The organism is Niveispirillum lacus (assembly GCF_002251795.1).
GTDB classification, from domain to species: Bacteria; Pseudomonadota; Alphaproteobacteria; order Azospirillales; family Azospirillaceae; genus Niveispirillum; species Niveispirillum lacus.
In genome coordinates this window covers 21,324-44,620 of record NZ_NOXU01000030.1, presented here as the reverse complement: position 1 = coordinate 44,620, position 23,297 = coordinate 21,324, and the positions used below count along the sequence as shown (strand labels likewise).

Sequence of the window (23,297 nt, the reverse complement as noted above, 5' to 3'; positions counted from 1 at the left end):
AAGGCCGGGCCGTCAGCCCCGTCCGGCCCGTTCTTCAATCCTCTTCCTTCACCCGCTCCATATCCGCACCACAGGCGGCCAGCTTGGCCTCCACCCGCTCATAGCCGCGATCCAGGTGGTAGATGCGGTTGACGGTAGTTTCGCCCTGGGCCGCCAGACCGGCCAGGACCAGCGACACCGACGCCCGCAGGTCGGTGGCCATCACCGGTGCGCCCGTCAGCTTTGGTACGCCGCGCACCAGGGCCGAGGAGCCATGGACGGTGATGTTGGCCCCCATGCGGGTCAGTTCCGGCACATGCATGAAGCGATTCTCGAAGATCGTCTCCGTGATCATCGAGGCGCCCTTGGCCACGCACATCAGGGCCATCATCTGGGCCTGAAGGTCGGTGGGAAATCCTGGGAACGGCTCCGTCATCACATCCACGCCCAGCAGTTCGCCCTGGGTCGCGGCCACCAGCAGGCCATTGGCCGTCTCCGTCACCTTCACATTGGCGCCAGCCAGCGTCTTCACGACCGACTTCAGGTCGGCCATGCGGGCACCGACCAACTCCAGTTCCCCGCCCGTGATGGCGGCAGCCATGGCGAAGGTGCCGGCCTCAATGCGGTCGGGCAGCACGGCATAGGTGGCGCCATGCAACCGGTCCTTGCCTTTGATGACCAGACGGTCGGAGCCAATGCCCTCAATCTCCGCCCCCATGGCGATCAGGCAGCGGGCCAGGTCGCCGATCTCCGGCTCGCGCGCGGCATTCATCAGGATGGTTTCACCCTTGGCCAGCGTTGCGGCCATCATCAGGTTTTCGGTGGCCCCCACCGATACCTGCGGGAAGACGAATTCCGCGCCGATCAGCCCGCCTTCCGGCGCCTTGGCCAGGATATAGCCGCCCTCGATGTCGATCTGCGCACCCATGGCCTGCAGGCCCTTGATATGCAGATCGACGGGCCGCGTGCCGATGGCGCAGCCGCCGGGAAGTGACACCTTGGCCTGACCGAACCGGGCCAGCAGCGGCCCCAGCACCAGGACGCTGGCGCGCATCTTGCGTACCAGATCATAAGGGGCGGTCAGGTTAAAAATGTCGTTGGCGAACAGTTCCACTGACCGGCCGGACGAGCCAAATGCGTCGCGGCCATTAATATGCACCTCCACCCCGTGCTGGGCCAGCAGACGGTTCATGGTGGTGATGTCGGCCAGCAATGGCAGGTTGGTCAGCGTCAGCTTCTCATCCGTCAGAAGGCAGGCCGCCTGCAACGGCAGGGCGGCATTCTTGGCGCCGGAAATGCTGATTTGGCCCTTCAGCGGGTTACCGCCGCGGATGCGAAGCTTGTCCATGGAATGTTCGTTTCGTCAGAATGAGGTGTTGGGGCGGCCCGGACCCTAGGCCGCGATGATGGCGACGGCAGGGCCGGTCAGAGGCGGGCCAGTGTCACACCGCGCTGCTTCATATATTTGCCGGCCCGGTCGGCATAGGAAACCTCGCACGGGCTGGCACCCTGGAAGAACAGGAACTGGCACAGGCCCTCGTTCGCATAGACCTTGGCCGGCAGCGGGGTGGTATTGGAAATTTCCAGCGTCACATGCCCTTCCCATTCCGGTTCCAGCGGTGTGACATTCACAATCAAACCACAGCGGGCATAGGTGGATTTGCCGAGGCAGACGACCAGCACATCGCGCGGGATGCGGAAATATTCCACGGTGCGCGCCAGGACGAAGCTGTTGGGCGGGATGACACAGACATCGGTCTCACGGTCAACAAAGCTGGTCGCGTCGAACTTCTTGGGATCGACGACGGCATTGTCGATATTGGTGAAAATCTTGAATTCAGGGGCGACGCGCGCGTCATAGCCGTAAGAAGAGAGGCCGTAGGAGATCACGCCCTCGCGCTTCTGCGCCTCCACGAACGGCTCAATCATGCCATGCTTGGTGGCCTGCTCGCGTATCCAGCTATCGGGCATAATCGGCATGTCGGTTCCCCACGTCCCCAATATTCCGCACCATTCATCCCAGAGCCGGTGCGCAAGACCTTGTAGCCCAGCGGCACCGCCCACTCAAGGCGTGGTGTCGGGCATCTGTCCTTCGGCTGGGTCGGGGCCGAGAGCGCGCTCCATCGCCTCCTGCGCTTCGCGGGCCCGGTCCTGGTCCTTGCGGCGGCGCAGATTATCCCGCAGCGCCTGGGCCAGGCGGTCCTTGCGGTCATCCTTCTTGGGCGGTGTGATCGTCATAATCTTGTATCCATCGGGCGGGAATGGCTGGATTGCTGGCCTTTTTGCACTTGCACGTCAAGTATGCGGAAAAAATCGACAGGTCCGGGATTTTTTTGCTTGCGGTCACGGGGTTGGAGTGGCACATAGCCGCCCACCGCAGCGGCGACGCTGTGGTGATGCGGATGACGGCGCTGCCATAGCTCAGTCGGTAGAGCGCGTCCTTGGTAAGGACGAGGTCGCTGGTTCGATTCCAGTTGGCAGCACCATTCCCCGGTTCAAACAAAAACCCGCCCGCCTTCATTGGCGCGGCGGGTTTTGTTTTGGCCGGATCATGGGGCTTGCCCACGGTCAGGCTTCCCAGGTCAGGCTTTACGGGCCACCACCACAATCTTGGCCGATCCCGACTCAAAGGCCGAGCCCTGGAAATCACCATCGATCCGCACAATGTCAAATCCGGTCAGGCGCAGCATCAGTTCCAATTCGTAGCGGAACAGCGGGCGCCAATCGAAATGATAATGGGTGCGCCGGATGCTGCCGTCGGGCTTCACCTCGTCATACCAGCCGTAGTTACGTTGCACCTGCCGGTCGTCCAACATGCCAACCAGGGCAAACTTGCTGTAGCCGTTGCCAGTGTGGGGATTGACGCGGGTATAGCTGACCTCTGGTGCCTGGGTGGCCGCCAGCGGCATCACCAACGGGTTGACCACATCCAGGGCCAGAACCCCGCCGGGCGCCAGATGTGCCTGCGCCCGTTCCAGGGCCCTGAGCTGGCTGTCAAAATCGGCGATCAGCATCATGATGTTGAAGCCCATCACCACCAGATCATGTCGCTTGAACGGAAGATCCAGGTCCAGCAGGTCGCCCTGCACCGCAACCACCCGTGATGCAACTTCCGGCGTCTCCTGCCGCAGGCGGCGGGCAAGACCGGCCAGCATCAAGGTCGACGCATCGACACCCGTGACCATGGCCCCGACCCGCGCCACAGGAATGGATAACCGCCCGGTACCACAAGCCATTTCCAGAACCCGTGGCCCGCGCCCGAGTAGATCCGCCAGTTCCTGTGTCAGGCCCGCATAATGGGCTGTGTCATGCAAAATTCCCTGACGCCCCGCCGACGCGTGCAGGGACGGATCGGCGGCCAGATCGGCCGGCCAGGGATAGTCGCTGTCGTAATAGAGGTAGCTGCCGTCGCTGTCGGGCACATAAGGGTTCATGCGGCGGCCTGTCCTGTATGCAAGGGTAGAGAAGCCGGTAGCCTAGCCCATGAACCGGCGACCCGCAAAGCTGCCTCAACGATGCAAGCGGGCTGCCAGCGGGTTCACGCCGCCTGCCCCGTCCGCAAGGCACGGACCCAGCCATTGGCCCCCTGGGACGCCGCCTTGTCGGCGGCGGCATCCCAGTCATAAGCCAATTCCACCATGGTGACCGCCCAGGTGCCGCGTGCCCTTTCCAGAAGACAGTAGCGGGCATGGGGACTGCCCATCGCGTTGCAGTGCGGGAACAGGTGATCATCGTGGTAAGCCTGCAACCCGAACGAACCGGGATTGACCACCATCCGCCCATCGGCCAGGCGCACCACACGTTGCACATGGGAATGGCCACACAGGATGACGGGGGCGGACACCTCGCCAGCGCGCTGCGCCACCAACGCGGGGGCGGCCGGGCGGCTGCCCCATTCGCCGACTTCTTCCAGAAAGTAGGTAAGGTCGGATGTGGGGGTGCCATGGCACAGCCAGATTTCCCCGTCCGCGAGCGCCCCGCTGGGCCGGCAGCGATGCCAACCAATCACGATGGCCCCGCGTCAGCGCCGCATGAGCCAGACGGTCGGACAGGCCCATGCGCTCGACCGGCAACTCCAGCACCTGGCGTTCATGATTACCGGCAATATGCACCATGTCACGGCTCATCAACAGATCGGCGGTCTCGGCAGGGAAAAGCGGACCGGAGAGCTTGTCGCCCAGGTCAACCACCTGATCGACCCCGCGACGGTCGATATCGGCCAGCACGGCGGTGAGGGCGCCGAGATTGCCATGAACGTCGGAGATGATGGCGATACGCATACGGGCTCCCTTCGGTGATTGGGCGGGAGCCGGAGGATGGCCGCCTTGTCCATAACGGCAAAGTCCGGCTTTGTCAGGAAGACAAAAGCGGGCGGTCAGCCGCGCATGGGTCGGAAAAATTTCAGCATGTTCTGCAATTCGCTGCGCAGCGCCTCATCTTCCCGCAGGCGCGATTGCAGGGCCACATCGCGTTTGGCCAGAAACACGACATGTTCTTTCGGCGGCAACTGCCGATAGGCAGGTTTGGGCGCGATGGTGCCGTCATCCTGGATGGTCGACATAAAGAAGCAAGCCCGCATGAACTTTGAAAACAGCTTGCTGGCACTGTCGGGCGGTTCCCGCGACAGAATGGAAAAGATGTAGTAGGCCCTGAAAAAATAATAGCTGTTATAGATACGCTGGACGGTGGCGAACTGTTCCCCTGGCGTGCTGGTCTTGGACAGGAGCTGCTGGTCCTTGAAGCCGGCAAAAAAATGGGTGCTCGCCTCCTTGACGAACTGCATCGGCCGTTCGCGGTTGGCACTGATCCGCTTGCGATACTCAATCAGCGCACGGCCGATCAGCGTGTGCATGATCCGGCGTTCAGCCTCTAGTTCCCCTGGCATCGCCATCAGGAACTCAATTGCCGACATCATCTGAACCGGATGGGAGATCGAAGCCTTCTTGCCGCGACCCTTGGACAGAAGCGAGGATTGCAGCCAGTCAATCACCTCATGCGCCTGCCAGCGCAGACGCACCACCGAGGGAACAGAGGTGAGACCCGATGATTGCAGAAACAGGCGGAAATGATCGCGCCAGCCTTTCTGCGGCAGTTTAACAGCTTCAACGTCGGTCAGTTTGATGGGTGAGCCCAAAACCTCCGGGTCGGGCGGCTGCGGCCTGAAATCAAGGCTGCGCCCGTAGACGACCCCCCGCAACTTGCTCTCCCCCGCCGGCGCCATCGCCCCAGTTGCCCCATAAGCAGGCGGAACTCACCATGCCCTGGCGACCTCCACCGACAGCGTTAACAAGCCGTTATTATCACTATTCCGTAAGCAATACATCTTTTTCCTGGAAAATAGAATGCAGGGTTGGCCAACCCCATCCGTATCAGGTTTGAACGAGGCGGCATGGCGCCCGACCCGCCCCGTTCCCCGCCCTGCCGGACTGTCTGGCGGGCGCATCCCTCACGGAGTTTCGGATGATGAACGCCTCCCACCGTACCCTCGTCGCTCTGGCAGTATCGGCCCTGCTGGCCGGCAGCCTGCCCGCCATGGCCCAGCCCATGGACCCCGCTGACGGCCCGCGTGGCCCTGGCCGGGCCGAAATGCTGGCCAAATACGATGCCAACAAGGATGGCAAGTTGGACGATACCGAACGCGCCGCCATCAAGGCCGACCGTTTTAAGGCGCTGGACAAGGATGGCGACGGCAAGGTGAAGCGTGGCGAATTCCCCGCTGCCCTTGAGGCCGCGCAGGAGAAGGCAAAGCAGGATCGACAGCTTGCGATGTTCGACAAGATGGACACCAACAAGGACGGCACTGTGACCGATGCGGAATTCGCCGCGTTCAAGCCCGCCCGCGATGGCGGCCACCATGGCCATAAGCGCGACGGTAAGGGCGAGCGCTGAACCAAGGACCCGCGTGAAATCCATGACGGCCAGCCTGTCCAAACGTAGAATGGTGGGAACGGCTACGGAACCCGTGGGCGGGACATGGGCGCAAGACAGGCAGGATGTCGTTTTGGACGATGCGGGTGATACCGACGAGGCGTTGGTGGCGAAGGTCGCAGGCGGCGACAGACGGGCTTATGGTCTGTTGGTCGATCGCCATCTGGACCGGACCGTCACCATCGCCCGTCGTATCCTGAACAACCAGGCCGATGCAGAGGATGTGGCGCAGGAAGCATTTCTTCGGCTCTGGCGTCATGCAGACCGGTTTGATCCAGAAGCGGCCAGATTCGGCACATGGTTCTACCGGATCACAACCAACCTGTGCCTGGACCGGACCCGGCGGGCGCCCATGGCCGCCCTGGATGTTGCCGGTGATCCGGCTGACCCGGCCATGGATCAGGAGAAGTCGCTGTCCGATCACCGGACCCGCCAGGCCGTAGCAGCGGCGGTTGCCGATCTGCCGGAAAGGCTGAGAGCGGCGATAACGCTGACCTATGATGGCGGCCTGTCGAATGCAGACGCTGCCAGGGCACTGGATGTCAGTGTCAAAGCCCTGGAAAGCCTGCTGGTCCGCGCGCGCCGCGCGTTGCGGGAGAAGCTGGCAGGATGGGGCACATGATCGACCTTTTCTTTGAACGGACCGGCCAGGGGTGGCTGCCATGACAAAACGCGACTTCCTTGATCTTCTGGACCAGTATGGTGCCGACCCGTCGCGCTGGCCGGCACCGAGCCGCCTTGCCGCTGACCGCGCCCTGGCGGTGGATGCGGAACTTCGCGCATTGCTCGCCACCGAACAGACGCTGATCGCAGCGCTGGCGGACCTGCCCCCCGCCAGCGCCAGCCCGACACTGCGGCGGCTTGTCATGAACATTCCCCTGGAGCATCCGCGCGCGGTAGCAGCACCATCGCTGGCAGGCCTGCTGATGGCGGGCTGGCGGCGCTGGACCGCCGGTATGGCTACCGTCACCGCCGCCGGTCTGATCGGTTTTGTGCTGGGTTATGGTCAATTGGTCCCCCTGCCCACGGCGTCGGCCGGGGAACAGGTGGTGGCCGAAGATCTGGCCAGCCTGCTGGCGGATGCCACCTATTTTGATAGTGCCGACGCGGAGAATGCGGAATGAAACGGTCCACCCTGATCCTGTCGGTCTTGCTGGTCCTGTCTGCCGCCGGCAATCTGGCGGTCATCGGTATCTTCGCGGGGCACTGGTTGCGGGAGGGCGGCAGGGGCGGTAACCCGCCTGGTGGTGGTGTGGAACGGCTGATGGCCCTGGTACCCCCGCCGCTGCGGCCGGAAATTGATCAGGTCATGCGGCCCCGGCATGAAGACATGAAGGCGCACCTCGACGCCATCCGCGAAGCCCGTCGCACGGTAAACGAGACACTGCGCCAGCGCCCGTTCGACCCAGGAAAGGCAGAGGCGGCCCTGGCCGAGTTCCGGCGCTCCACCAGTCAGGTGCAGGAACGGCTGCATCGCACCATCGTGGACAGGATGGCCGCTGCCCAGGAGGCTGGCACCCTGCCGCCGCCGCCTGAACGGCCAACCAAGGGCAAGGGCGATGACCGACCTGAGAAGGACGGCCCGCCGCCTCCCCAAGGCCATTGAGCGTGCGACAGACAAGCCCGGTCGCAGACGAACCTCTACCCAGTGCAGCCACCCAGCCGGGGAGGATTGACCATGGTAATTAGCGCGGCGACCGGAACCCAAGCGGCACATGCCTTGTCACGTTTCGGATTCGGTGCCGGACCGGGCGATCTGGACCAGATAAAGAGCGATCCGCAGGGCTGGGCGCTGGACCAACTGACACCGCGCGCCCTTCCCACCGAACTTGCCAATCATTCTGGATCGGCCCCACGCATATTCGACATGCTGGTGGCCCGAAAGGCCAAGGGCGAGGCCGAGGAGAGGGCAAAGAAGCAGGCGCGGGAACGATACCGCACCGACATCGTCCTGCGCACTCGTCTGGCGGCCAGCAGTGTGGTGCCGTTTCAGGAACGACTGGTCCAGTTCTGGTCAAACCACTTTACAGTGTCGACCCAGCGCCCGGTGATCGCCCCCTTGGGTCTGGCCTATGAGACTGAGGCCATCCGTCCCCATATTCTGGGCACTTTTCGCGATATGGCACGGGCCGCCATCCTGCACCCGGCCATGCTGATCTATCTGGATAATGCCCAATCGATCGGGCCGGACAGCAAGACCGGGCAGAAACGTGACAGGGGTCTGAACGAAAATCTGGGACGCGAGGCACTGGAACTGCACTTGCTGGGCGTTGACGGTGGCTACCATCAAGATGATGTGCGCGCCATGGCGCTGATCCTGACCGGCTGGACCCTGGATGAAGAGCGCGGCACCGCCAGCTTCAATCCGCGTCGCCATCAGCCAGGAGAGAAGGTGCTGCTGGGCCAGCGCATCCCGGAAAGTGGGATTTCGGAGGCCGCGGCTGCCATTGATCTGCTGTGCGCCTATCCAACCACAGCCACCCATGTCGCCCGGAAACTGGCCCGGCATTTCATCGCCGATGATCCGCCACCGGCCGCCGTCGCCACATTGGCCAAGAGCTTCCGTGACAGCCATGGCGACCTTGCCGAAGTGACCCGCGCATTAGTCCGGATGGACGCGACCTGGGCACAGCCCCTGGCCAAGATGCGCAGCCCCAACGATTTCATCACCGCGACCCTGCGTGCCACAGCATTGGACGTGCCGGACGACCGGCTGGTCAATGCGATGCGGCTGCTGGGGCAGATGCCCTTTGCAGCACCCTCGCCCGCCGGATGGCCCGACCGGGCGGCGGACTGGACGGGACCGGACGCCATCCTGCGACGCATCGATTGGTCACTGGCCTTCGGGCAGCGGGTGGGGGCGACGTTGGACGTACGGCGTTTCATTGACACTTCCCTGGGCGACCTGGCCGATGACGGGCTGCGCCAGGCGGTCGCCCGTGCCCCCAGCCCGGCAGAAGCGCTGGGTCTGGTGCTGTCATCGCCCGCCTTTCAACGGAGGTGATCATGATGCTGCACCGTCGTCATTTCATCGCCACCGCTAGCGCCACCGGCCTATTGTCGGCAACCGCTCCACGCCTGTCGCTGGCAGCAGCGGGCACCGACCGGCGCCTGGTGCTGATCGTGTTGCGCGGGGCCATGGATGGGCTTGGCGCTGTCATCCCCTATGCCGACCCTGATTACCGGCCGGCGCGCGGCGCGCTGGCCTTGGCCGAACCGGGCCAGGAAGGCGGGGTTCTGGACCTGGATGGCCGTTTCGGCCTGCATCCGGTCCTCGCCCCCTTACATGAATGGTGGGGAAAGAAACAGCTTCTGGCTGTGCATGCCATCGCCACCCCCTATCGTGACCGCAGCCATTTTGATGCGCAGGATCTGCTGGATACGGGTGGCATCCGTGCCGGTGATGACAGCGGCTGGCTGAACCGGGCGCTGGCCCGGCTGGACGGCGGGGGCAAGGGGCTGGGCCTGTCGTTGGGCCAGGGGGTGCCGCTGGTGCTGCGCGGATCGGTGCCCGTGGCCAGTTGGGCACCCTCCCCGCTGCCCGAACCGACCATGGATTTCATGGATCGGGTGGCGGGTCTGTACCGCAACGATCCCGTGCTGGGCCCCGCCCTGATGGCCGGTCTGGGTGTGGCCGACATGGCCAATGGCATGGATGGCAACAAGAAGCGGGATGGTGGCAAGGACCGCCTGATCCTGGCCGAAACCGCGGGCCGCATGCTGTCAGACCCTGCCGGGCCCCGTATCGCCAGCCTGGAACTATCCGGCTGGGACACCCATGTTGGCCAGGGCGCCATACAGGGCCGCCTGGCCAACGCGCTGGGTCAATTGGCCGAGACCATGATGACCCTGCGGGTCAGCATGTCGGACGTGTGGGGTCAAACATTGATCGCCGTCGTCACCGAGTTCGGCCGCACCATCCGCCCCAATGGTACCGGCGGCACCGACCATGGTACGGCAGGCGTGGCCTTGCTGGCTGGCGGTGCCCTGAACGGGGGTCGGGTGCTGGGCGAATGGCCGGGCCTGCGCGATGACAAGCTGTATGAAGGCCGCGACCTTGCCCCCACCACCGATATGCGCGCCCTGTTGAAGGCTGTGCTGGCGGGCCATTTGGGAGTGCCAGCAGCGGATATTGACCGTTTCGTTTTCCCGGATGCCAAATCCGTTCCGGCACTGCCGGAACTGGTGAGGGCGTAAACACCCTCACCACTGTTGACCCTACACCATCGCCCACCCGGCCCGCGTCAGCGGCAGCCGGGTGATCGGCTTTCCGGTCAATGCAAACAGGGCATTGGCGATGGCGGGTGCAATGGACGGCACCCCCTCCTCGCCCACCCCGCCAGCGGCGGTATTGTTGCCAATGACCAGCACCTCCATGGGCGGCACCTGCGCCAGGGTGGCCAGCGGATAACTGTCAAAGTTGGACTGTTCGACCGTCCCGTCCTTCAAGGTGATCTCCCCGGCCAGCGCCGCTGACAGACCGAAGATGGTACCGCCCATCATCTGCGCCTCTACCGCGTTCGGGTTGGCAACCACGCCAGGATCAATCGCCGCCCAGATACGGTGCAGGCGGAACTTGCCCGGCTCCGGGATGGACAGTTCCACCACATGGCCAGAGATGGCGTTGTTCGCCTCCCCCATCGCAAAACCCAGCGCATGCCCCGGCGGCAATGTCCGGCCCCAGCCAGCGACGGCTGCCAGTTTGTTCAGGAAAGTCAGGGCACGATCTTTGCCGGTCAGCAACCGGCGACGATAGTCCACGGGATCGACGCCAACATGCCGGGCCGCCTGATCGATGGTCACCTCCAGGAACAGGCCGTTCTGTGAGGCACCGACCGAGCGCCAGAACCCCACCGGCACACCAGGATCGACGCGGGTCCAGGTCAGATGCAGGGCGGGGATGGCGTAGGATTGCTGCACGATCCCCATGCCCACGGACCAATCCCCCGCTGGCCGCCCGCCCGAGATGGTCAGCCCGGTATGTTCCAGCAGCGACGGGTTGGCATTGTCGCAACGCATCCCCATCGGCATACCATTGGCATCCAGCGCCAGCCGCACACGCGACGCAACGGCAGGCCGATAATATCCCGCCCGCATGTCGGTTTCGCGCGGCCAGACCATTTTGACCGGTACTGTCACCCCATCCGCCGCCAGAGCCTTGATCAGATGGGCCGCCTGCACGGCGAAATCATGTTCCAGACGGCGACCAAAACCGCCCCCCACCGGGGTGGCGTTCACCTTGACCTTCGCCGGGTCAAGCCCCAGCACCGTCGCCACCGCAGCCTGCGTATCGCTCTGCGTCTGGGTCGATAGCCAGATCTCGGCCCCATCGGCCCGCAACTGGATGGCGCAATGCATCGGCTCCATGGTGGCATGGGCCAGGAACGGCACCTCGAACAGCGTATCCACGACATGGGCGGCACCGGCCATGGCCTGGGCGGTGGCCGTCACATTAGTACCGGGCATTTCGCTGCCCGGAAAGCTGTAGCCCTTGCCCGCCATCGCAGCATCGCGCAGTTGACGCGACAGGCCGTCGCTGTCGATCCCGGCATTCGGCCCCGGCCCCCATTGCGGGGACAGGGCCGCAAGCCCCTTTGACGCCGGCCAGTACCCATCGCCAACCACCGCCAGGGCCCTAGCCAAGCGCACCACCTTACGCACGCCCCGCACCGCCAGGGCCGGGGCTTCATCCACGGAGACCAGAGTGCCGCCAAAGGTGGGGGCATGTGTCACCACCGCCGTCAGCATGCCGGGCAGTCGCACATCAATGCCATAGACGGTGCTGCCATCCACCTTGCCCGGTATATCCTGACGCAGCAGCGGCTGGCCCAGGACCTTCCACTCAGTACGCGGCGTCAGTTTCGGTTCCGCCGGTGGCGACAGTTTAGCCGCATCCGCCAGGAGGTCTTTGTAGTCAAGCGACCGGCCACTGGCCGCATGCAAGGCCTGACCGTTGCGCATCACCACCTGATCTACGGGTACAGCGAAGCGGGCGGCTGCCGCCTCTGCCAGCATCTGCCGCGCCCCAGCCGCCGCCAGACGCAGGGGACGCAGGTTGGTGCGCAGCCCGATGCTGCCATAGACGGCATAATTGCCGATCGACTTGTTGTGAAACGCCTTTTCCACGGGCGCCAGTTCCATGCGCACCGACGTTAGCGGCACCGCCAGTTCCTCTGCCACGGCCTGCGCCAAACCGGTATGCGTGCCCTGACCGATATCGCTGACATTGGTCAGGGCCGTCACCATGCCATCAGGCGCGATGCGTATCCAGGGGCCAAAGCCCGGTGCCGCCGCGCCCAGCGCCGGCAGCACCCCAAAGCCCAGGGTGAACCCCGTTCCTGCCGACAGCGACAGGAAACCACGGCGCGACAAATCCATCTTGCCCATCATCGCCTCCCTTGTCTCAGGCCGCGATGCCGGCAGCCGCCTTAATGGCGGCGCGTACACGCGGATAGGTGCCACAACGGCACAGGTTGGTGATGGCGGCGTCGATATCGGCGTCGCTGGGCTTGGGATTTTCCTTCAGCAGGGCCACAGCGGCCATGATCATGCCCGACTGGCAGTAACCGCATTGCGGCACCTGCCCCTCGATCCAGGCGCGCTGTATCGCGTGGCTGCGGTCGGGCGACAGGGCCTCGATGGTCGTGACCCGCTGAGCGGCGCAAGCCTCCACTGGCATGGCGCAGGAGCGAACCGCCTGTCCGTCAATATGAACCGTGCAGGCCCCGCACTGCCCAATGCCGCAACCATATTTGGTGCCGGTCAGGCCCAGATTGTCCCTCAGCGCCCAGAGAAGAGGGGTGTCGGGATCGATATCCAGCGGATGATCCTGTCCGTTAATGTTCAAGGTGAGTGTCATGGGCGCTGCCTGCCATTTTCGTTGGTTATTGGCTGTTCACCATGTCCCCTGATACGGCGCAAGGACCGTAACCCTGCATTTACAACGAAAACCGAGCCGTTACAGACCAGCATATCTTGCCATCCGGGTGCGGGATCGGCTTATGATCGCCGGCCCTCTCAGGAACCTTACCGAATGACCCAGACGCCTCCTGCCGCCGATACCGTCGCCCAGTGGACCGACGTCTATTTTCAGCGCACCCGCGCTATTGTGGAGAAATTCGGCGATCAGACGGTGACCTATGCCGTGTTCATGCGCCGTCCCGTGGTGTTCGCGCCGCGTCTGGCGCTGGACTGGCTGCGCGCCGTGGCGGCGGAACGCGGCTTCACACCGGACATACAACTGAATTATGAGGAGACGAAATGGGTGGGAGCGGGTGAGCCCATGATGTGGATCACCGGCCCGTTCAGCCAGATGGCGGAACTGGAGACACTGTTCCTGATGAAGCTGGGCCCCGCCTGTGTGGCCGCCTATAATGCCTATATGATGTGCGCGGGCCTGCCCAAGGTGGCATTCCTGGCCATGGATGCCCGGCATTGTGCCGGCACGGAAATGGCGGAGATCATGGCCTATGCGGCCTCCGTCGGGTCCGCCCGCGCGCGGCGGCGCGACGGGGCCGTCGGCTTCATCGGCAATGCCACCGACGCCACGGCCCATTATTTTGGCCGCACCCAGGGGCTGGGCACCATGCCCCATGCCCTGATTGGTTATGCCGGGTCCACCGTGCGGGCGGCAGAAATGTATGCGGAGACCTTCCCCGGCCAACCGATGACCGTCCTGGTCGATTATTTCGGGCGCGAGGTGACGGATGGGTTGGCCGTCTGTCGCCGGTTCCCCGACATGGCGGCGGCGGGTGACCTGTCGCTTCGCATCGACACACCGGGTGGACGCTTCCTGGAAGGGCTTGACCCGCCCACCAGCTATGCGGTCCTGGAACGGCATGCGCCCCACAGTATCCGGGGGTACCGGGACGAAAGCGAACTGCGCCACCTGATTGGGGCGGGCGTGTCGGCGGCTTCCATTCATTACCTTCGGGAACAACTGGATGCGGCCGGCTTTGCCAAAGTGAAGATCGTGGCCAGCAGCGGGTTCAGCCCGGAAAAATGCCGGATCATGGCCGATGCCGGTGCGCCCATCGATGTGATCGGCACCGGCAGCTACCTTCCCGACAAATGGTCTGAAACCTACGCCACCACCGACATTGTTGAGTATGACGGGGTGAAGCGGGTGAAGGTGGGGCGCGAATTCCTGTTGCGGAAATGAAAAAGGGGGCGGTCGCACGCCCCCTTTCCCTTTCCGCCCTAAACTACTTTTTGTCTCAAATCCTGTCGCCGCCGAAGCCGGCTCCGGCGTTCACAGGAGCCGACTTGGCCGGCATCAGAACCCAACCCGCAAACCAGCACCGACGGTGTAATCGGGCTTGTCATCCTCAACGAACAGCGTGTCGCCCGACAGATACAGGCCGGCATTATCCGCCACCGACAGGGACAGACCCAGACCGGCGCGGAAACCATCACCTTGCGGATCGGGGAGGATGGTGGTGTTGCGGGCCAACGCACTGGTGCGGCGGTTGGACAGGATGGTCGTGTAGGTCTGGCCTTCATCTTTGATCAGGTCTTCCTGATAGCCCAACCGTAATTCCGGCACGGCCATCCGCCCATTGCCCATATCAATCTGGGTCGACACCTGACCGCCGACATTGAACAGCAACTGCTGTTCGGCCAGATCGGCATGGTCCAGATTCAGGTGCAGGGCACTCGTCTCATTCCAGGCGTCCAATTCCACCCGGTCATAGTGGAAGCTGACGATCGGGCCGTACCGCAGGCTGCCCGCCGTGGCAACGGAACCGAACTCCACGCCCACATGATGGCCCTTGCCCTTTGTCTCGCCATTGGCGGTCAGGTTGTAGGCGAAGGTATTGCGGCGGATATCCTCCACCTTCAGGTCGGTGTAGCGATAACTGGCATCGGCATAGACGCCGCCCGGCAGCGACAGGGTGGCGTAGGGGCCGACACCCCAGGCCGTGACCTTGGCCCCGCCCAGGTTCCCGAACTTGCCATCCGTATCGGCATAGTTGAGCGCCAGACCGATACGCACCGTGCCCGACACAGCGTAATCGCCGGCAATGCCCGCCGACCAGCTTTCCGGCTTTGACAGGCGCTCGCCATCCTGGTCGTCACGCGCCAGGGCACCCCAGTTGCCACCGGCGGCCAGCTCAAAGCTGCCTTCCGCACGGTTCGCCAGACCGGCGCGGATAGCCTGGGTGCGTCCCGTCAGATCGGCGGACGCGGCGGCATTGGCGGCCAAGGCACTTTCACCCAGCGCCTGACCGATGGCAGCGCCGGTCAGAGCCTGGCTTTCGGTCGCCATCGGGTCAACATAGGTGGGCAGGGTCAGGCGATAGGCCAGCAGCATCGTGTCATTCTCGACGCCCGACGCATCGCGATAGGCTTGCCCCACCTGGAAGCCGTTCTGGGTGACAAAGTCATTATCGTTGCCCACGAACAGGAAAAAATCATCCAGCTTGGCGGCGTCCAGCGCCGGGACCAGGGCCAGCGCCTCCCACTTTTCCGACAAGCACTGCGTGCGGCAATTCACATTGTTGGTGGCACCATTGACCAGACCGAACTTGGTCAACTGGGCCGCGTCATTCATATCGACGAAGCTGGCGAACTGCACCGGGGTTATGGCTGCGACCAACACGCCATTGGGGGCGATGGAGGTGCCAGTGTCATAGGCGGTGCCGGCAATGTTGGTGGCGCCCGTCACGTCGATCAGGTCGATGCGGCGGTAGAAGCTGGTGGGGCTGCTGTTGGGCGTGGCCCCGCTGCCATAGCCATTGCCATCGCGCGACAGCAGCAGGAACTGGGTGTTGTTCAGCGCCAGCAGTTCCGATTGCGCCGCCACACGGTTCAGCGCGCCGGTCGGGTTGCCATTGTTATTGAACATGGGCAGTTGAATGACAAACTCACTCTTTAGCACGGGGGCCGCACTGTTGGAGATGTCATAGGACAGCAGGCGGGTGTTACGGCGGCTGGTATTGGTGCTGCTGGCATTCAGGTCCTGAATGGCTGCGGACTGCAAAGCCACCCACAGGGTCTTGCCATCGGGTGAGAGCGACAGGCCCTCCAGCCCCTGGTTGTTCTGGCGACCGCGCGTCGGATTGGTGGGGGTCGATTCAGCCGCCCCAAAATTCAACGCGCCATTGCGCTGCGGCAGCAGGCTGGCCGGCGGCGCGATAGCAGACAGGAGTTTGCCGTCAGCCGTAAAGCGATAGATGTAGGGGCCATATTCATCGCTGACCCAGATGGTACCATCCGGCGCACGCACGAACCCTTCCGGGTCCAGCGCCAGCCGGCCTGTGCCCGTCAGCGGCAGGTTGGGCAGACCGCCAGCGGCGGGGCGATAGGTCAAGCCCGTGCCCGCGCTGGCCGGGTCCAGGCCGCTGAACGGCGTACCCTTGTCATCGGTGAACTGCACAGTATCGCGCAGCGTCAGGCCGATCTGGGTCTGCGGTGCCGCCGCCGTGCCGGTATAGGGGGTGAAGGTCAGCGAGAGAACATTGTAGCGCGGAATGTAATTGGTGGTGTTGGCCACATTGTACCCACGGTCGGGCAACGCATAGAGCGTACCGGCATAGGAACCGTCAGCATTGCGGCGCCAGCTATGCAGGTCGATCTGCATGGCCGACATAGATCCGAACGTCTCCCCGAACTTATCGCGCAGGCTGGCCGACAGTCGCCCCGCGCCCTGCAGGCCCTGATTGGTGAAAGTGGTGCCATTCAGCGTCACACTCGTCGCCGACTGTGCCAGCACCGGCGAGGCGGCGAATGTCAGCGCACTGGCCAGCAGCGCGGCGCGGAAAGACTTCTTCATGTTGGTTGCCCCCTTGGTTGAAACCCCGCAGGGGTGATAGCGGGCGGGCGGTGACAGTGCTGTGCCAAGTCATTGACAGAATTGTTGCGGTGCAGAGGGTCTGTCGCCGGAATGCTGCGGAAATCCTTGGATCATGTTCCGCATGCGCCGCAATGCTGCGCAGATGACATGGCTGTAACGACCATCGGTAACGCACCGGCAACCATCCGCAGAGGGGAGCCTGAGGGCGCCGTCCCCAGCGCTATGACACCAGCGGCCATGTTCGGAGGGAAACTGGTCAGGCGCTGCACGGGCCGACGCCTGCATCCGTAAACAAAAAACCTCTCTTGCGCGTCACCGCGCAAGAGAGGTTTTGTTCGGACCGCTGCCTTTAACAGCCAGATCGTCAGGCGGCGATGATGGTCTTGACGAAACGATCAACTTCGGTGTTCAGAACCACGGACTGACGGGTCACATCCGAGGCGGTGCCATGCACAGTGGCCGCCGCACCGCCGGTATTGGCGGCTGCTTGGCTGACGCCTTGCACCGCATCGCAGACCGCCTGGGTGCCGTTGGCAACATCTTGAACAGTGCGGGCGATTTCGTTGGTGCTGGCCTGCTGTTCCTCGATGGCCGCCGCCAGCGCTGTGGTGATCTCGCCAATCTTATCAATGGTGTTGGCGATACGGGCAATGGCCGTTACGGCGGCGCTCGTCTCACGCTGGATATTCGCCACCTGACCGGTAATGTCTTCCGTCGCCTTGCCGGTCTGCATGGCCAGGGCCTTTACCTCCGACGCCACGACGGCAAAGCCTTTACCGGCCTCTCCTGCCCGCGCCGCCTCAATAGTGGCATTCAGGGCCAACAGATTGGTCTGGGCAGCGATGCCCTGGATCAGGCCCACCACTTCGGAGATGCGGCCCGCGGCCCCTTGCAATCCGTCCATGGTTCGGCTGGTTTCACTCGCATCCTCCACGGCCGTGCGAGCAACATTGTTGGCTTCTACAACCTGGCGCGCGATCTCGGCGATAGAGGCATTGATCTGCTCGGTCGCCGCTGCCACGCTCTGCACACCGGCGGCGCTTTCGTCAGAAGCGGTGGCCACCTCGGCGGCCTGGTCTGCGGCCGCCTTAGCAGCACCGGTCAGACCTTCGGCACTGTCACGCATATCCTGCGCCGACCGGGCCAGAGCCGTAGAGACCTCACCCAGTTTGGAGGCAAACTCATTGGTCAGGCTTTCCAGACGACGCTGGCGTTCTTCCTTGGCAGCCTGCTCAACCCGTTGTTCAGCCTCAAGCCGCTTGGCTTCGGTCAGGCCACGCTTAAACACGTCCAACGCATCGGCGATTTGCCCAATTTCGTCCCCACGACCGGTTTCCGGCACTTGAGCCGAAAGGTTGCCGGCCGCCATCTGCCGAACGATACCCGTCACCGCCACCAGCGGGCCCGTCACCTGACGCGAAACAAGCCAGAGCGCAAAGGCCACCGAACCGGTAATGCCGACTATGGCAACGGTCAACATCACCAAACGTTCTTCGTCACCAAAGGCATCCAGTTCAGCGATGACCGTTGTCACCCGCGCAACCTGTTGTTCTGACAGGGCCACCATCGCCTTGTTGAACGCCTGCCGATTGGCGCGGTTCGCATCATTGTCGCCAAAGGCACGGGCAGCGGCGGCGCCTTCTGTCAGGCCCAGTCGGACCAGCTCGCGGCGGAAGGTAACGAACTCACGTCCCTTGGCAATGGCCTCATCCATGGCGGCCTTTTGCGCGCTGGAGGTGAGGGCCTGGTATTCGCCCAGCCTCTTCTCCAGCACGTCAAGCGTTGCCTTCATCGGCTTGGCGAACTTCTCAACTTCAGCGGCATCGCGGGACATGTAGATGCCGCGGCTATCCATGACGACAGCATTGATCAGGCCATTGATCTGTTCCGACAGAACGGCGCGCTGCGCGTCACGTCCCATCCGTTCAACCTCGCCCTGATAGACCGACATCGCGGACAATCCCACCACAGCCATGATGATGGCCACCACGGCCAGCATGCCCATAGCCAGATTGACCTTCATCGCAATGCGCAAATCACGGAGCTGTTGCATTTATTCCTCCCTTTGCCGCAGCCACGGCACCGGACACCCATGTCCGGAACGGAAATGATAGGGTCGGAATAATGGCTTACAGCACCGCGATTTCGATGGGTCCAAAGGGTTAGGTGCGGGCAAAAGCGCAGGTGTCTGGCCAGCGCAAAAGGTCAGGTCGCCCGGGACTTACGTATGAAACGCAGAAACATCGGTACGCGGCCGGCCTCGTTCGCCTTCATTTCATATCGCGTCTGTGGCCAGTCCGCCGGACGGATACGCCAGTCTTCAGCGGTGCGGGCCGTCCATTCAAAGTCTGGATGGCGCCAGGTATGTTCCAGCATCCAGCGCTGCAACTGCGGGTCATCCGATGCGATACGCAACTCCGCCCCGTCCTTCAGCACCCGCGACAGACGTGGCAAGTTGACCGGCCCGATAAAGCGCCGGAAAGCATGGCGCGCCTTGGGCCACGGATCGGGAAACAGTACAAAGGCCCGGCCGACCGATGCATCAGGCAAAGCATCCAGAATGGGGCGCGCATCATCCGGCACTACCCGGATATTGCTCTGACCACCAGCCTGAACATGCTTCAGCAAAGACGACACACCATTCACAAACGGTTCGCAGCCGATGAAGCCGATATCGGGATGGTGTTCGGCCTGCCATGCCAGATGTTCCCCCCCACCGAACCCGACCTCAAACCAGAGGTCACGTTTGGGCATGTCGAACAGACTGGCCGGGTCCAGTTTTGCGCCCTCGGTCGGGGCAGACAGTTTCATCCGGGGCAGTAGCGTTTCCATCACCTCCTGACGTTGCTTGCGCAACGGGCGGCCATGGCGGCGGCCATAGAGAACCTTACGATGGGGAGTGCTGCTGTCGTCGGACATGGTGCGACCTGGGGAAACGGACGGAACGAGGGGTGAAATGGCAAACGGCCCGCCGGGAGGCGGGCCGCTGCGATATTGAACCGGGCAAGACAGGCCCGGTTGGGATCAGGCGCCAAATGCGGACTTCAGATCGGCAACCAGATCGGTCTTTTCCCAACTGAAACCGCCATCGGCATCCGGCTCGCGGCCGAAATGGCCGTAAGCGGCGGTGCGGGCGTAAATGGCGCGGTTGAGCTTCAGATGCTCACGGATGCCACGCGGGGACAGGTTCATCAACTGACGCAGCACATCGGACAGCTTGTCCTCGTCCACTCGGCCCGTACCGGCCGTATCAATATAGACGGACAGCGGATGCGACACGCCGATCGCGTAGCTGAGCTGGATCGTGCATTTGTCGGCCAAGCCGGCAGCCACAACATTCTTCGCCAGATAACGTGCCGCATAGGCGGCCGAACGGTCAACCTTGGTCGGGTCCTTACCGGAGAAGGCACCGCCCCCATGCGGGGCTGCGCCGCCATAAGTATCGACAATGATCTTGCGACCGGTCAGGCCGGCATCACCATCCGGACCGCCAATAACAAAACGACCCGTCGGGTTCACATAGAACGCATCTTCCGGACACATCCAACCTTCGGGCAGGATGGACAATACATGCCGGCGCACAGTTTCGCGGATTTCCTCCTGGGCCACACTCTCGCTATGCTGGGTCGACAGCACCACAGAGGTGGCACCAACAGGCTTGCCATCACGGTACTGCAGCGAGAACTGGCTCTTGGCGTCGGGGCCGAGCCAGGGGGTGGCGCCGGAATGGCGCACTTCCGCCAGGCTCTTCAGCAGCTTGTGGCTGTAGTAAATCGGGGCCGGCATCAGGGCCGGCGTTTCGGTGCAGGCATAACCGAACATAATGCCCTGGTCACCAGCACCTTCATCCTTGCTGCCAGCCGCATCAACACCGACGGCAATGTCGGCAGACTGCGCATGCAGGAAGACCGATACCTCGGCGTTCTTCCAATGGAAGCCATCCTGTTCGTAACCGATGTCCTTCACCGCGGCCCGAGCGACGTCTTCCACCTGGGCCAACAGGCTTTGCGGTCCCCGCACTTCACCCGCGATCACGATGCGGTTGGTGGTCGCCAGAGTTTCGCAGGCAACACGGGCATACGGATCCTGGGCCAGATACAGGTCAACGACGGCGTCGGAGATACGGTCGCAGACCTTGTCCGGATGACCTTCGGACACGGACTCAGACGTGAAGACGTAGTTCGATTTGGCCACTTGGATCGCCTCGGCTGAACAGTTGTACGGTGTGAAAAACAAAACACGCCGCCCCGGTTTCACGGGCGCAGCGTGTTTGTCGCAATCTTTTCCAACAGGGTCAAGCGCCGCAGATACGAAATACAGTCAGTGGATGCCTGCATTTCGCCCTTTGCCGGGCTGTTCAAGCAGCGTCGGCGGGGCCCGCCACAGCTTTGGTCAGCTCAAAAATGCGCTTGCGCACAGCCGGGTCGGTGATCCGGTAGTAGGCGCGGACCAGTTCCAGCGTCTCCCGCTTGGCCATCGGGTCTGGTTCACCCGCCTCAGGCACAGGCGTCGGCGCCGGATTGGGTGAGCCGTCGGGATGGGGCATATCGTCAAAGAAGAAGGAGACCGGCACGTCGAGTACCCGGCTCAGATCAAACAGACGAGAAGCGCCAATACGGTTGGCCCCGCGCTCATACTTCTGAACCTGCTGGAAGGTCAGGCCAATCGCCTCGCCCAGTTTCTCCTGGCTCATCCCGAGAAGGGTACGGCGCAGGCGGACACGCGTACCGACATGAACATCAATGGGATTCGGCTTACCCAACTTGGGCCGGCCGCCCCCACGACGGCCACGGGTTTCGGTTTGCATGCGGACAACCTCCAGAATGGCGTTGACCTGATCCTGCGACATACGTTTGCATGCCGTCAAGCAATTAACCGCTAGTCTTTAGTATGGAGACTTTCCGTTCTATGCAGCGATAAGGATATCTGGAAATAGAATTACCCGATCTGCGATGAACGCCCCTTATAAGCCTTGCCGACGCCAACTGTTCCACACAACAGCCAGCAACAGACTTAGCCACATCAATCCCAGGATCATGTCGCCATAGTCTGCATACAATGGCACGAAAACGGCGCGCTGAGGTAGTGAAATATCCAGATTTCCGCTATCGCCAAGCGGTAACGCCCCCCGTACACGCCCGTAGGCGTCGACAACACCCGAGATGCCAGTATTGGCGGCGCGCACCAAAGGAACACCTTCCTCCACCGCGCGCACAATGGTAATGGCGAAATGCTGGTGTGGTCCTGCGGTCTGCCCGTACCAGGCATCGTTGGTCAGATTGAGCAGCCAGTGGGGACGTTCGCCATCCCGGGGCATAACGGCACCGGGGAAGATCACTTCATAACAGATCAAGGGGCTGGCGGCTGGGACACCCGGCAGCAGCAGCGGGCGGGGGCCTGGGCCGGCACTGAAGTCGGCGCCCGCCGCAACCGCCTTCATTCCCTTCGGCAGCAGCGATCGAAGCGGCAGATATTCGCCAAAGGGAACCAGATGGAACTTGTCAAAACTGGCCACCACCTGACCGCCCTGGGTCAAGGCGAACAAGCTGTTAAAATAGACATAGTTCCCGTCCGGACCGGTGGCTAACCGGTTGGCCCCGGTAATCAGGGCCCCACCGGGCGGTGCAATCTGTGTCAGCATCCGGGTCAGGGGCAACTGATCGGTATCGTCGTTACTCGATGACAGAAAATAGGGCACTGCTGTTTCAGGCCATACCACGTGGGTGACACGATCCCAGCCTTCGGCGCCGGACATGGTGATAAGACGACGCAGATTGTCGAGCTTCGCATCCTCCTTCCATTTCAGCGCCTGGGGGATGTTGGGCTGCACAATCCGCAAGGTCACACCCGGCACATCGTCGAGCCCCTGGCCAGCCATACGCCACCCGCCCCATCCCGCGACCAGGGCCAAGACGGCCAAGCCAGCCAGCGCCGGGCGCCAGGATGGCCGGGCGCCAACCCCGGCAGCCGGCAGAACCGCGATCAGGACTGTCAGCAAGGACAGACCATAAATGCCGGTGACCGATGTGATCTGCAGGACTGGCAGAACCGGGGTCCAACCATAGCCGATCAGGTTCCAGGGAAAGCCCGTCAGCAGGTGGCCGCGGGCATATTCAACAGCGACCCAGGTGAGCGCCAGAGCGACCGCTTCGGCCCAGCCCGATAACCCAAACCGCCGTCGTGCCCAACCATAGACAGCGGTACCGACACCCAGAAACAAGCCCAACAGCGCCGGCAACCCCACAAGCGCAAAGGGCAGCATGAACCAGAAGCGGCCGATATCGGTGAACAGCGCGGCGCTGATCCAATAAAGCCCCGGCACATGGTGGCCAACCGCAAAGGCCAGGCCGATGGCAAAATCACTGCGCCAGCGATCAGACCCGCGCAACAACCACGCCAGCACCGGAAACGCGAACCAGAGCAATGGCAGCGCATGGGCCGGCGGCAGGGACAGGGTGGCCAAAGCCCCCGCCAGGGCCGCCAGCCCCAGGCGTTTACCACCCCGCGCGTTGATGAACCACCCGGCCAGGGTGGCAAGGCGGAAGGCGGCACCGGTCGCGGTCATGCAGCATGGTCCAGACGAATGGGGCCGGCG

General features: G+C 63.1%; 21 protein-coding genes, 1 tRNA gene and 1 pseudogene. 8 read left to right on the top strand and 15 right to left on the bottom strand.

What is annotated here, in order from left to right:
- Positions 1-34 precede the first annotated feature (34 nt).
- The 3 genes from murA to CHU95_RS22460 form a co-directional block, all read right to left on the bottom strand.
- Positions 35-1,327: a UDP-N-acetylglucosamine 1-carboxyvinyltransferase gene (gene murA, locus CHU95_RS13130; RefSeq protein ID WP_094456808.1), complete on the bottom strand. Its 1,293-nt coding sequence runs from the start codon at positions 1,325-1,327 to the stop codon at positions 35-37.
- Between the two features lie 77 nt (positions 1,328-1,404).
- Positions 1,405-1,959, bottom strand: coding sequence for a dCTP deaminase (dcd, locus tag CHU95_RS13125; RefSeq protein ID WP_054170214.1), 555 nt, complete (start codon positions 1,957-1,959; stop codon positions 1,405-1,407).
- Between the two features lie 84 nt (positions 1,960-2,043).
- Entirely contained in the window at positions 2,044-2,217 is a 174-nt protein-coding gene (locus CHU95_RS22460; protein ID WP_165772160.1) for a hypothetical protein, read from the bottom strand.
- A gap of 172 nt (positions 2,218-2,389) precedes the next feature.
- Here CHU95_RS22460 and CHU95_RS13120 point away from each other — a divergent pair.
- Positions 2,390-2,465 (top strand) — tRNA-Thr (locus tag CHU95_RS13120).
- A 96-nt stretch (positions 2,466-2,561) separates the two neighbouring features.
- On the opposite strand, the gene CHU95_RS13115 is transcribed toward CHU95_RS13120, so the two are convergent.
- From CHU95_RS13115 to CHU95_RS13105, 4 genes and pseudogenes are all read right to left on the bottom strand, one after another.
- Positions 2,562-3,413 (bottom strand): class I SAM-dependent methyltransferase, encoded by an 852-nt coding sequence (locus CHU95_RS13115; protein ID WP_094456807.1) that lies wholly within the window; start codon positions 3,411-3,413, stop codon positions 2,562-2,564.
- Between the two features lie 104 nt (positions 3,414-3,517).
- Positions 3,518-3,988 (bottom strand): metallophosphoesterase family protein, encoded by a 471-nt coding sequence (locus CHU95_RS23065; RefSeq protein ID WP_281255168.1) that lies wholly within the window; start codon positions 3,986-3,988, stop codon positions 3,518-3,520.
- Between the two features lie 115 nt (positions 3,989-4,103).
- A pseudogene (locus CHU95_RS23210) lies at positions 4,104-4,259 on the bottom strand (metallophosphoesterase family protein); the annotation flags it as partial.
- Positions 4,260-4,354: 95 nt separating this feature from the next.
- A complete protein-coding gene (locus CHU95_RS13105) occupies positions 4,355-5,176 on the bottom strand; it encodes a hypothetical protein (protein WP_133065521.1) in 822 nt (273 codons plus the stop codon).
- Positions 5,177-5,439: 263 nt separating this feature from the next.
- On the opposite strand from CHU95_RS13105, the gene CHU95_RS13100 reads away from it, so the two are divergent.
- From CHU95_RS13100 to CHU95_RS13075, 6 genes are all read left to right on the top strand, one after another.
- Positions 5,440-5,868, top strand: a complete 429-nt coding sequence (locus CHU95_RS13100; protein WP_094456805.1) for an EF-hand domain-containing protein — start codon at positions 5,440-5,442, stop codon at positions 5,866-5,868.
- The gene (locus tag CHU95_RS13095; RefSeq protein WP_342744734.1) at positions 5,789-6,529 is read left to right on the top strand and encodes an RNA polymerase sigma factor; all 741 of its coding nucleotides are present in this window, start codon (positions 5,789-5,791) and stop codon (positions 6,527-6,529) included. The genes CHU95_RS13100 and CHU95_RS13095 overlap by 80 nt, the downstream gene beginning before the upstream one ends.
- 40 nt (positions 6,530-6,569) lie before the next feature.
- The gene (locus CHU95_RS13090; RefSeq protein WP_094456803.1) at positions 6,570-7,031 is read left to right on the top strand and encodes a hypothetical protein; all 462 of its coding nucleotides are present in this window, start codon (positions 6,570-6,572) and stop codon (positions 7,029-7,031) included.
- Positions 7,028-7,513, top strand: a complete 486-nt coding sequence (locus tag CHU95_RS13085) for a periplasmic heavy metal sensor (protein ID WP_094456802.1) — start codon at positions 7,028-7,030, stop codon at positions 7,511-7,513. Before CHU95_RS13090 ends, CHU95_RS13085 begins: the two co-directional genes overlap by 4 nt.
- Before the next feature lie 72 nt (positions 7,514-7,585).
- Positions 7,586-8,911 (top strand): DUF1800 domain-containing protein, encoded by a 1,326-nt coding sequence (locus CHU95_RS13080; RefSeq protein ID WP_094456801.1) that lies wholly within the window; start codon positions 7,586-7,588, stop codon positions 8,909-8,911.
- Between the two features lie 2 nt (positions 8,912-8,913).
- A complete protein-coding gene (locus CHU95_RS13075; protein WP_094456800.1) occupies positions 8,914-10,104 on the top strand; it encodes a DUF1501 domain-containing protein in 1,191 nt (396 codons plus the stop codon).
- Positions 10,105-10,125: 21 nt separating this feature from the next.
- On the opposite strand, the gene CHU95_RS13070 is transcribed toward CHU95_RS13075, so the two are convergent.
- Positions 10,126-12,297, bottom strand: coding sequence for a xanthine dehydrogenase family protein molybdopterin-binding subunit (locus tag CHU95_RS13070; RefSeq protein ID WP_094456799.1), 2,172 nt, complete (start codon positions 12,295-12,297; stop codon positions 10,126-10,128).
- A 13-nt stretch (positions 12,298-12,310) separates the two neighbouring features.
- Complete coding sequence (locus CHU95_RS13065) at positions 12,311-12,766, bottom strand: (2Fe-2S)-binding protein (protein ID WP_094456798.1); 456 nt, start codon at positions 12,764-12,766, stop codon at positions 12,311-12,313.
- A 174-nt stretch (positions 12,767-12,940) separates the two neighbouring features.
- On the opposite strand from CHU95_RS13065, the gene CHU95_RS13060 reads away from it, so the two are divergent.
- Positions 12,941-14,068: a beta/alpha barrel domain-containing protein gene (locus CHU95_RS13060; protein WP_094456797.1), complete on the top strand. Its 1,128-nt coding sequence runs from the start codon at positions 12,941-12,943 to the stop codon at positions 14,066-14,068.
- Positions 14,069-14,182: 114 nt separating this feature from the next.
- Here the strand turns inward: CHU95_RS13060 and CHU95_RS13055 are convergent, their stop codons facing one another.
- The 6 genes from CHU95_RS13055 to lnt all read right to left on the bottom strand — a co-directional run bounded on the left by CHU95_RS13055 (position 14,183) and on the right by lnt (position 23,267).
- Positions 14,183-16,681, bottom strand: coding sequence for an esterase-like activity of phytase family protein (locus tag CHU95_RS13055; RefSeq protein WP_094456796.1), 2,499 nt, complete (start codon positions 16,679-16,681; stop codon positions 14,183-14,185).
- A gap of 385 nt (positions 16,682-17,066) precedes the next feature.
- Positions 17,067-18,755 carry a methyl-accepting chemotaxis protein gene (locus CHU95_RS13050; protein WP_094456795.1) on the bottom strand — a complete coding sequence of 563 codons (1,689 nt, stop codon included), beginning with the start codon at positions 18,753-18,755 and terminating at the stop codon, positions 17,067-17,069.
- Between the two features lie 152 nt (positions 18,756-18,907).
- Complete coding sequence (trmB, locus tag CHU95_RS13045) at positions 18,908-19,621, bottom strand: tRNA (guanine(46)-N(7))-methyltransferase TrmB (protein ID WP_094456794.1); 714 nt, start codon at positions 19,619-19,621, stop codon at positions 18,908-18,910.
- Between the two features lie 105 nt (positions 19,622-19,726).
- On the bottom strand, positions 19,727-20,896 hold the full coding sequence (gene metK, locus CHU95_RS13040; protein WP_094457221.1) for a methionine adenosyltransferase: 1,170 nt from the start codon (positions 20,894-20,896) through the stop codon (positions 19,727-19,729).
- Positions 20,897-21,059: 163 nt separating this feature from the next.
- The gene (locus CHU95_RS13035) at positions 21,060-21,509 is read right to left on the bottom strand and encodes a helix-turn-helix domain-containing protein (RefSeq protein WP_094457220.1); all 450 of its coding nucleotides are present in this window, start codon (positions 21,507-21,509) and stop codon (positions 21,060-21,062) included.
- Between the two features lie 156 nt (positions 21,510-21,665).
- Positions 21,666-23,267: an apolipoprotein N-acyltransferase gene (lnt, locus tag CHU95_RS13030; RefSeq protein WP_094456793.1), complete on the bottom strand. Its 1,602-nt coding sequence runs from the start codon at positions 23,265-23,267 to the stop codon at positions 21,666-21,668.
- Between the last annotated feature and the right edge of the window lie 30 nt (positions 23,268-23,297).

Coding starts and splice junctions, on each gene's coding strand:
- dcd (WP_054170214.1), bottom strand. CDS start 1,959: ATGCCGATTATGCCCGATAGCTGGATACGCGAGCAGGCCACCAAGCAT.
- CHU95_RS13080 (WP_094456801.1), top strand. CDS start 7,586: ATGGTAATTAGCGCGGCGACCGGAACCCAAGCGGCACATGCCTTGTCA.
- trmB (WP_094456794.1), bottom strand. CDS start 19,621: ATGTCCGACGACAGCAGCACTCCCCATCGTAAGGTTCTCTATGGCCGC.
- CHU95_RS13090 (WP_094456803.1), top strand. CDS start 6,570: ATGACAAAACGCGACTTCCTTGATCTTCTGGACCAGTATGGTGCCGAC.
- CHU95_RS13100 (WP_094456805.1), top strand. CDS start 5,440: ATGATGAACGCCTCCCACCGTACCCTCGTCGCTCTGGCAGTATCGGCC.
- CHU95_RS13095 (WP_342744734.1), top strand. CDS start 5,789: ATGCGGAATTCGCCGCGTTCAAGCCCGCCCGCGATGGCGGCCACCATG.
- CHU95_RS13065 (WP_094456798.1), bottom strand. CDS start 12,766: ATGACACTCACCTTGAACATTAACGGACAGGATCATCCGCTGGATATC.
- CHU95_RS13050 (WP_094456795.1), bottom strand. CDS start 18,755: ATGCAACAGCTCCGTGATTTGCGCATTGCGATGAAGGTCAATCTGGCT.
- CHU95_RS13035 (WP_094457220.1), bottom strand. CDS start 21,509: ATGCAAACCGAAACCCGTGGCCGTCGTGGGGGCGGCCGGCCCAAGTTG.
- murA (WP_094456808.1), bottom strand. CDS start 1,327: ATGGACAAGCTTCGCATCCGCGGCGGTAACCCGCTGAAGGGCCAAATC.
- CHU95_RS13070 (WP_094456799.1), bottom strand. CDS start 12,297: ATGATGGGCAAGATGGATTTGTCGCGCCGTGGTTTCCTGTCGCTGTCG.
- CHU95_RS22460 (WP_165772160.1), bottom strand. CDS start 2,217: ATGACGATCACACCGCCCAAGAAGGATGACCGCAAGGACCGCCTGGCC.
- CHU95_RS13055 (WP_094456796.1), bottom strand. CDS start 16,681: ATGAAGAAGTCTTTCCGCGCCGCGCTGCTGGCCAGTGCGCTGACATTC.
- CHU95_RS13075 (WP_094456800.1), top strand. CDS start 8,914: ATGATGCTGCACCGTCGTCATTTCATCGCCACCGCTAGCGCCACCGGC.
- CHU95_RS13115 (WP_094456807.1), bottom strand. CDS start 3,413: ATGAACCCTTATGTGCCCGACAGCGACGGCAGCTACCTCTATTACGAC.
- lnt (WP_094456793.1), bottom strand. CDS start 23,267: ATGACCGCGACCGGTGCCGCCTTCCGCCTTGCCACCCTGGCCGGGTGG.
- CHU95_RS13085 (WP_094456802.1), top strand. CDS start 7,028: ATGAAACGGTCCACCCTGATCCTGTCGGTCTTGCTGGTCCTGTCTGCC.
- CHU95_RS13060 (WP_094456797.1), top strand. CDS start 12,941: ATGACCCAGACGCCTCCTGCCGCCGATACCGTCGCCCAGTGGACCGAC.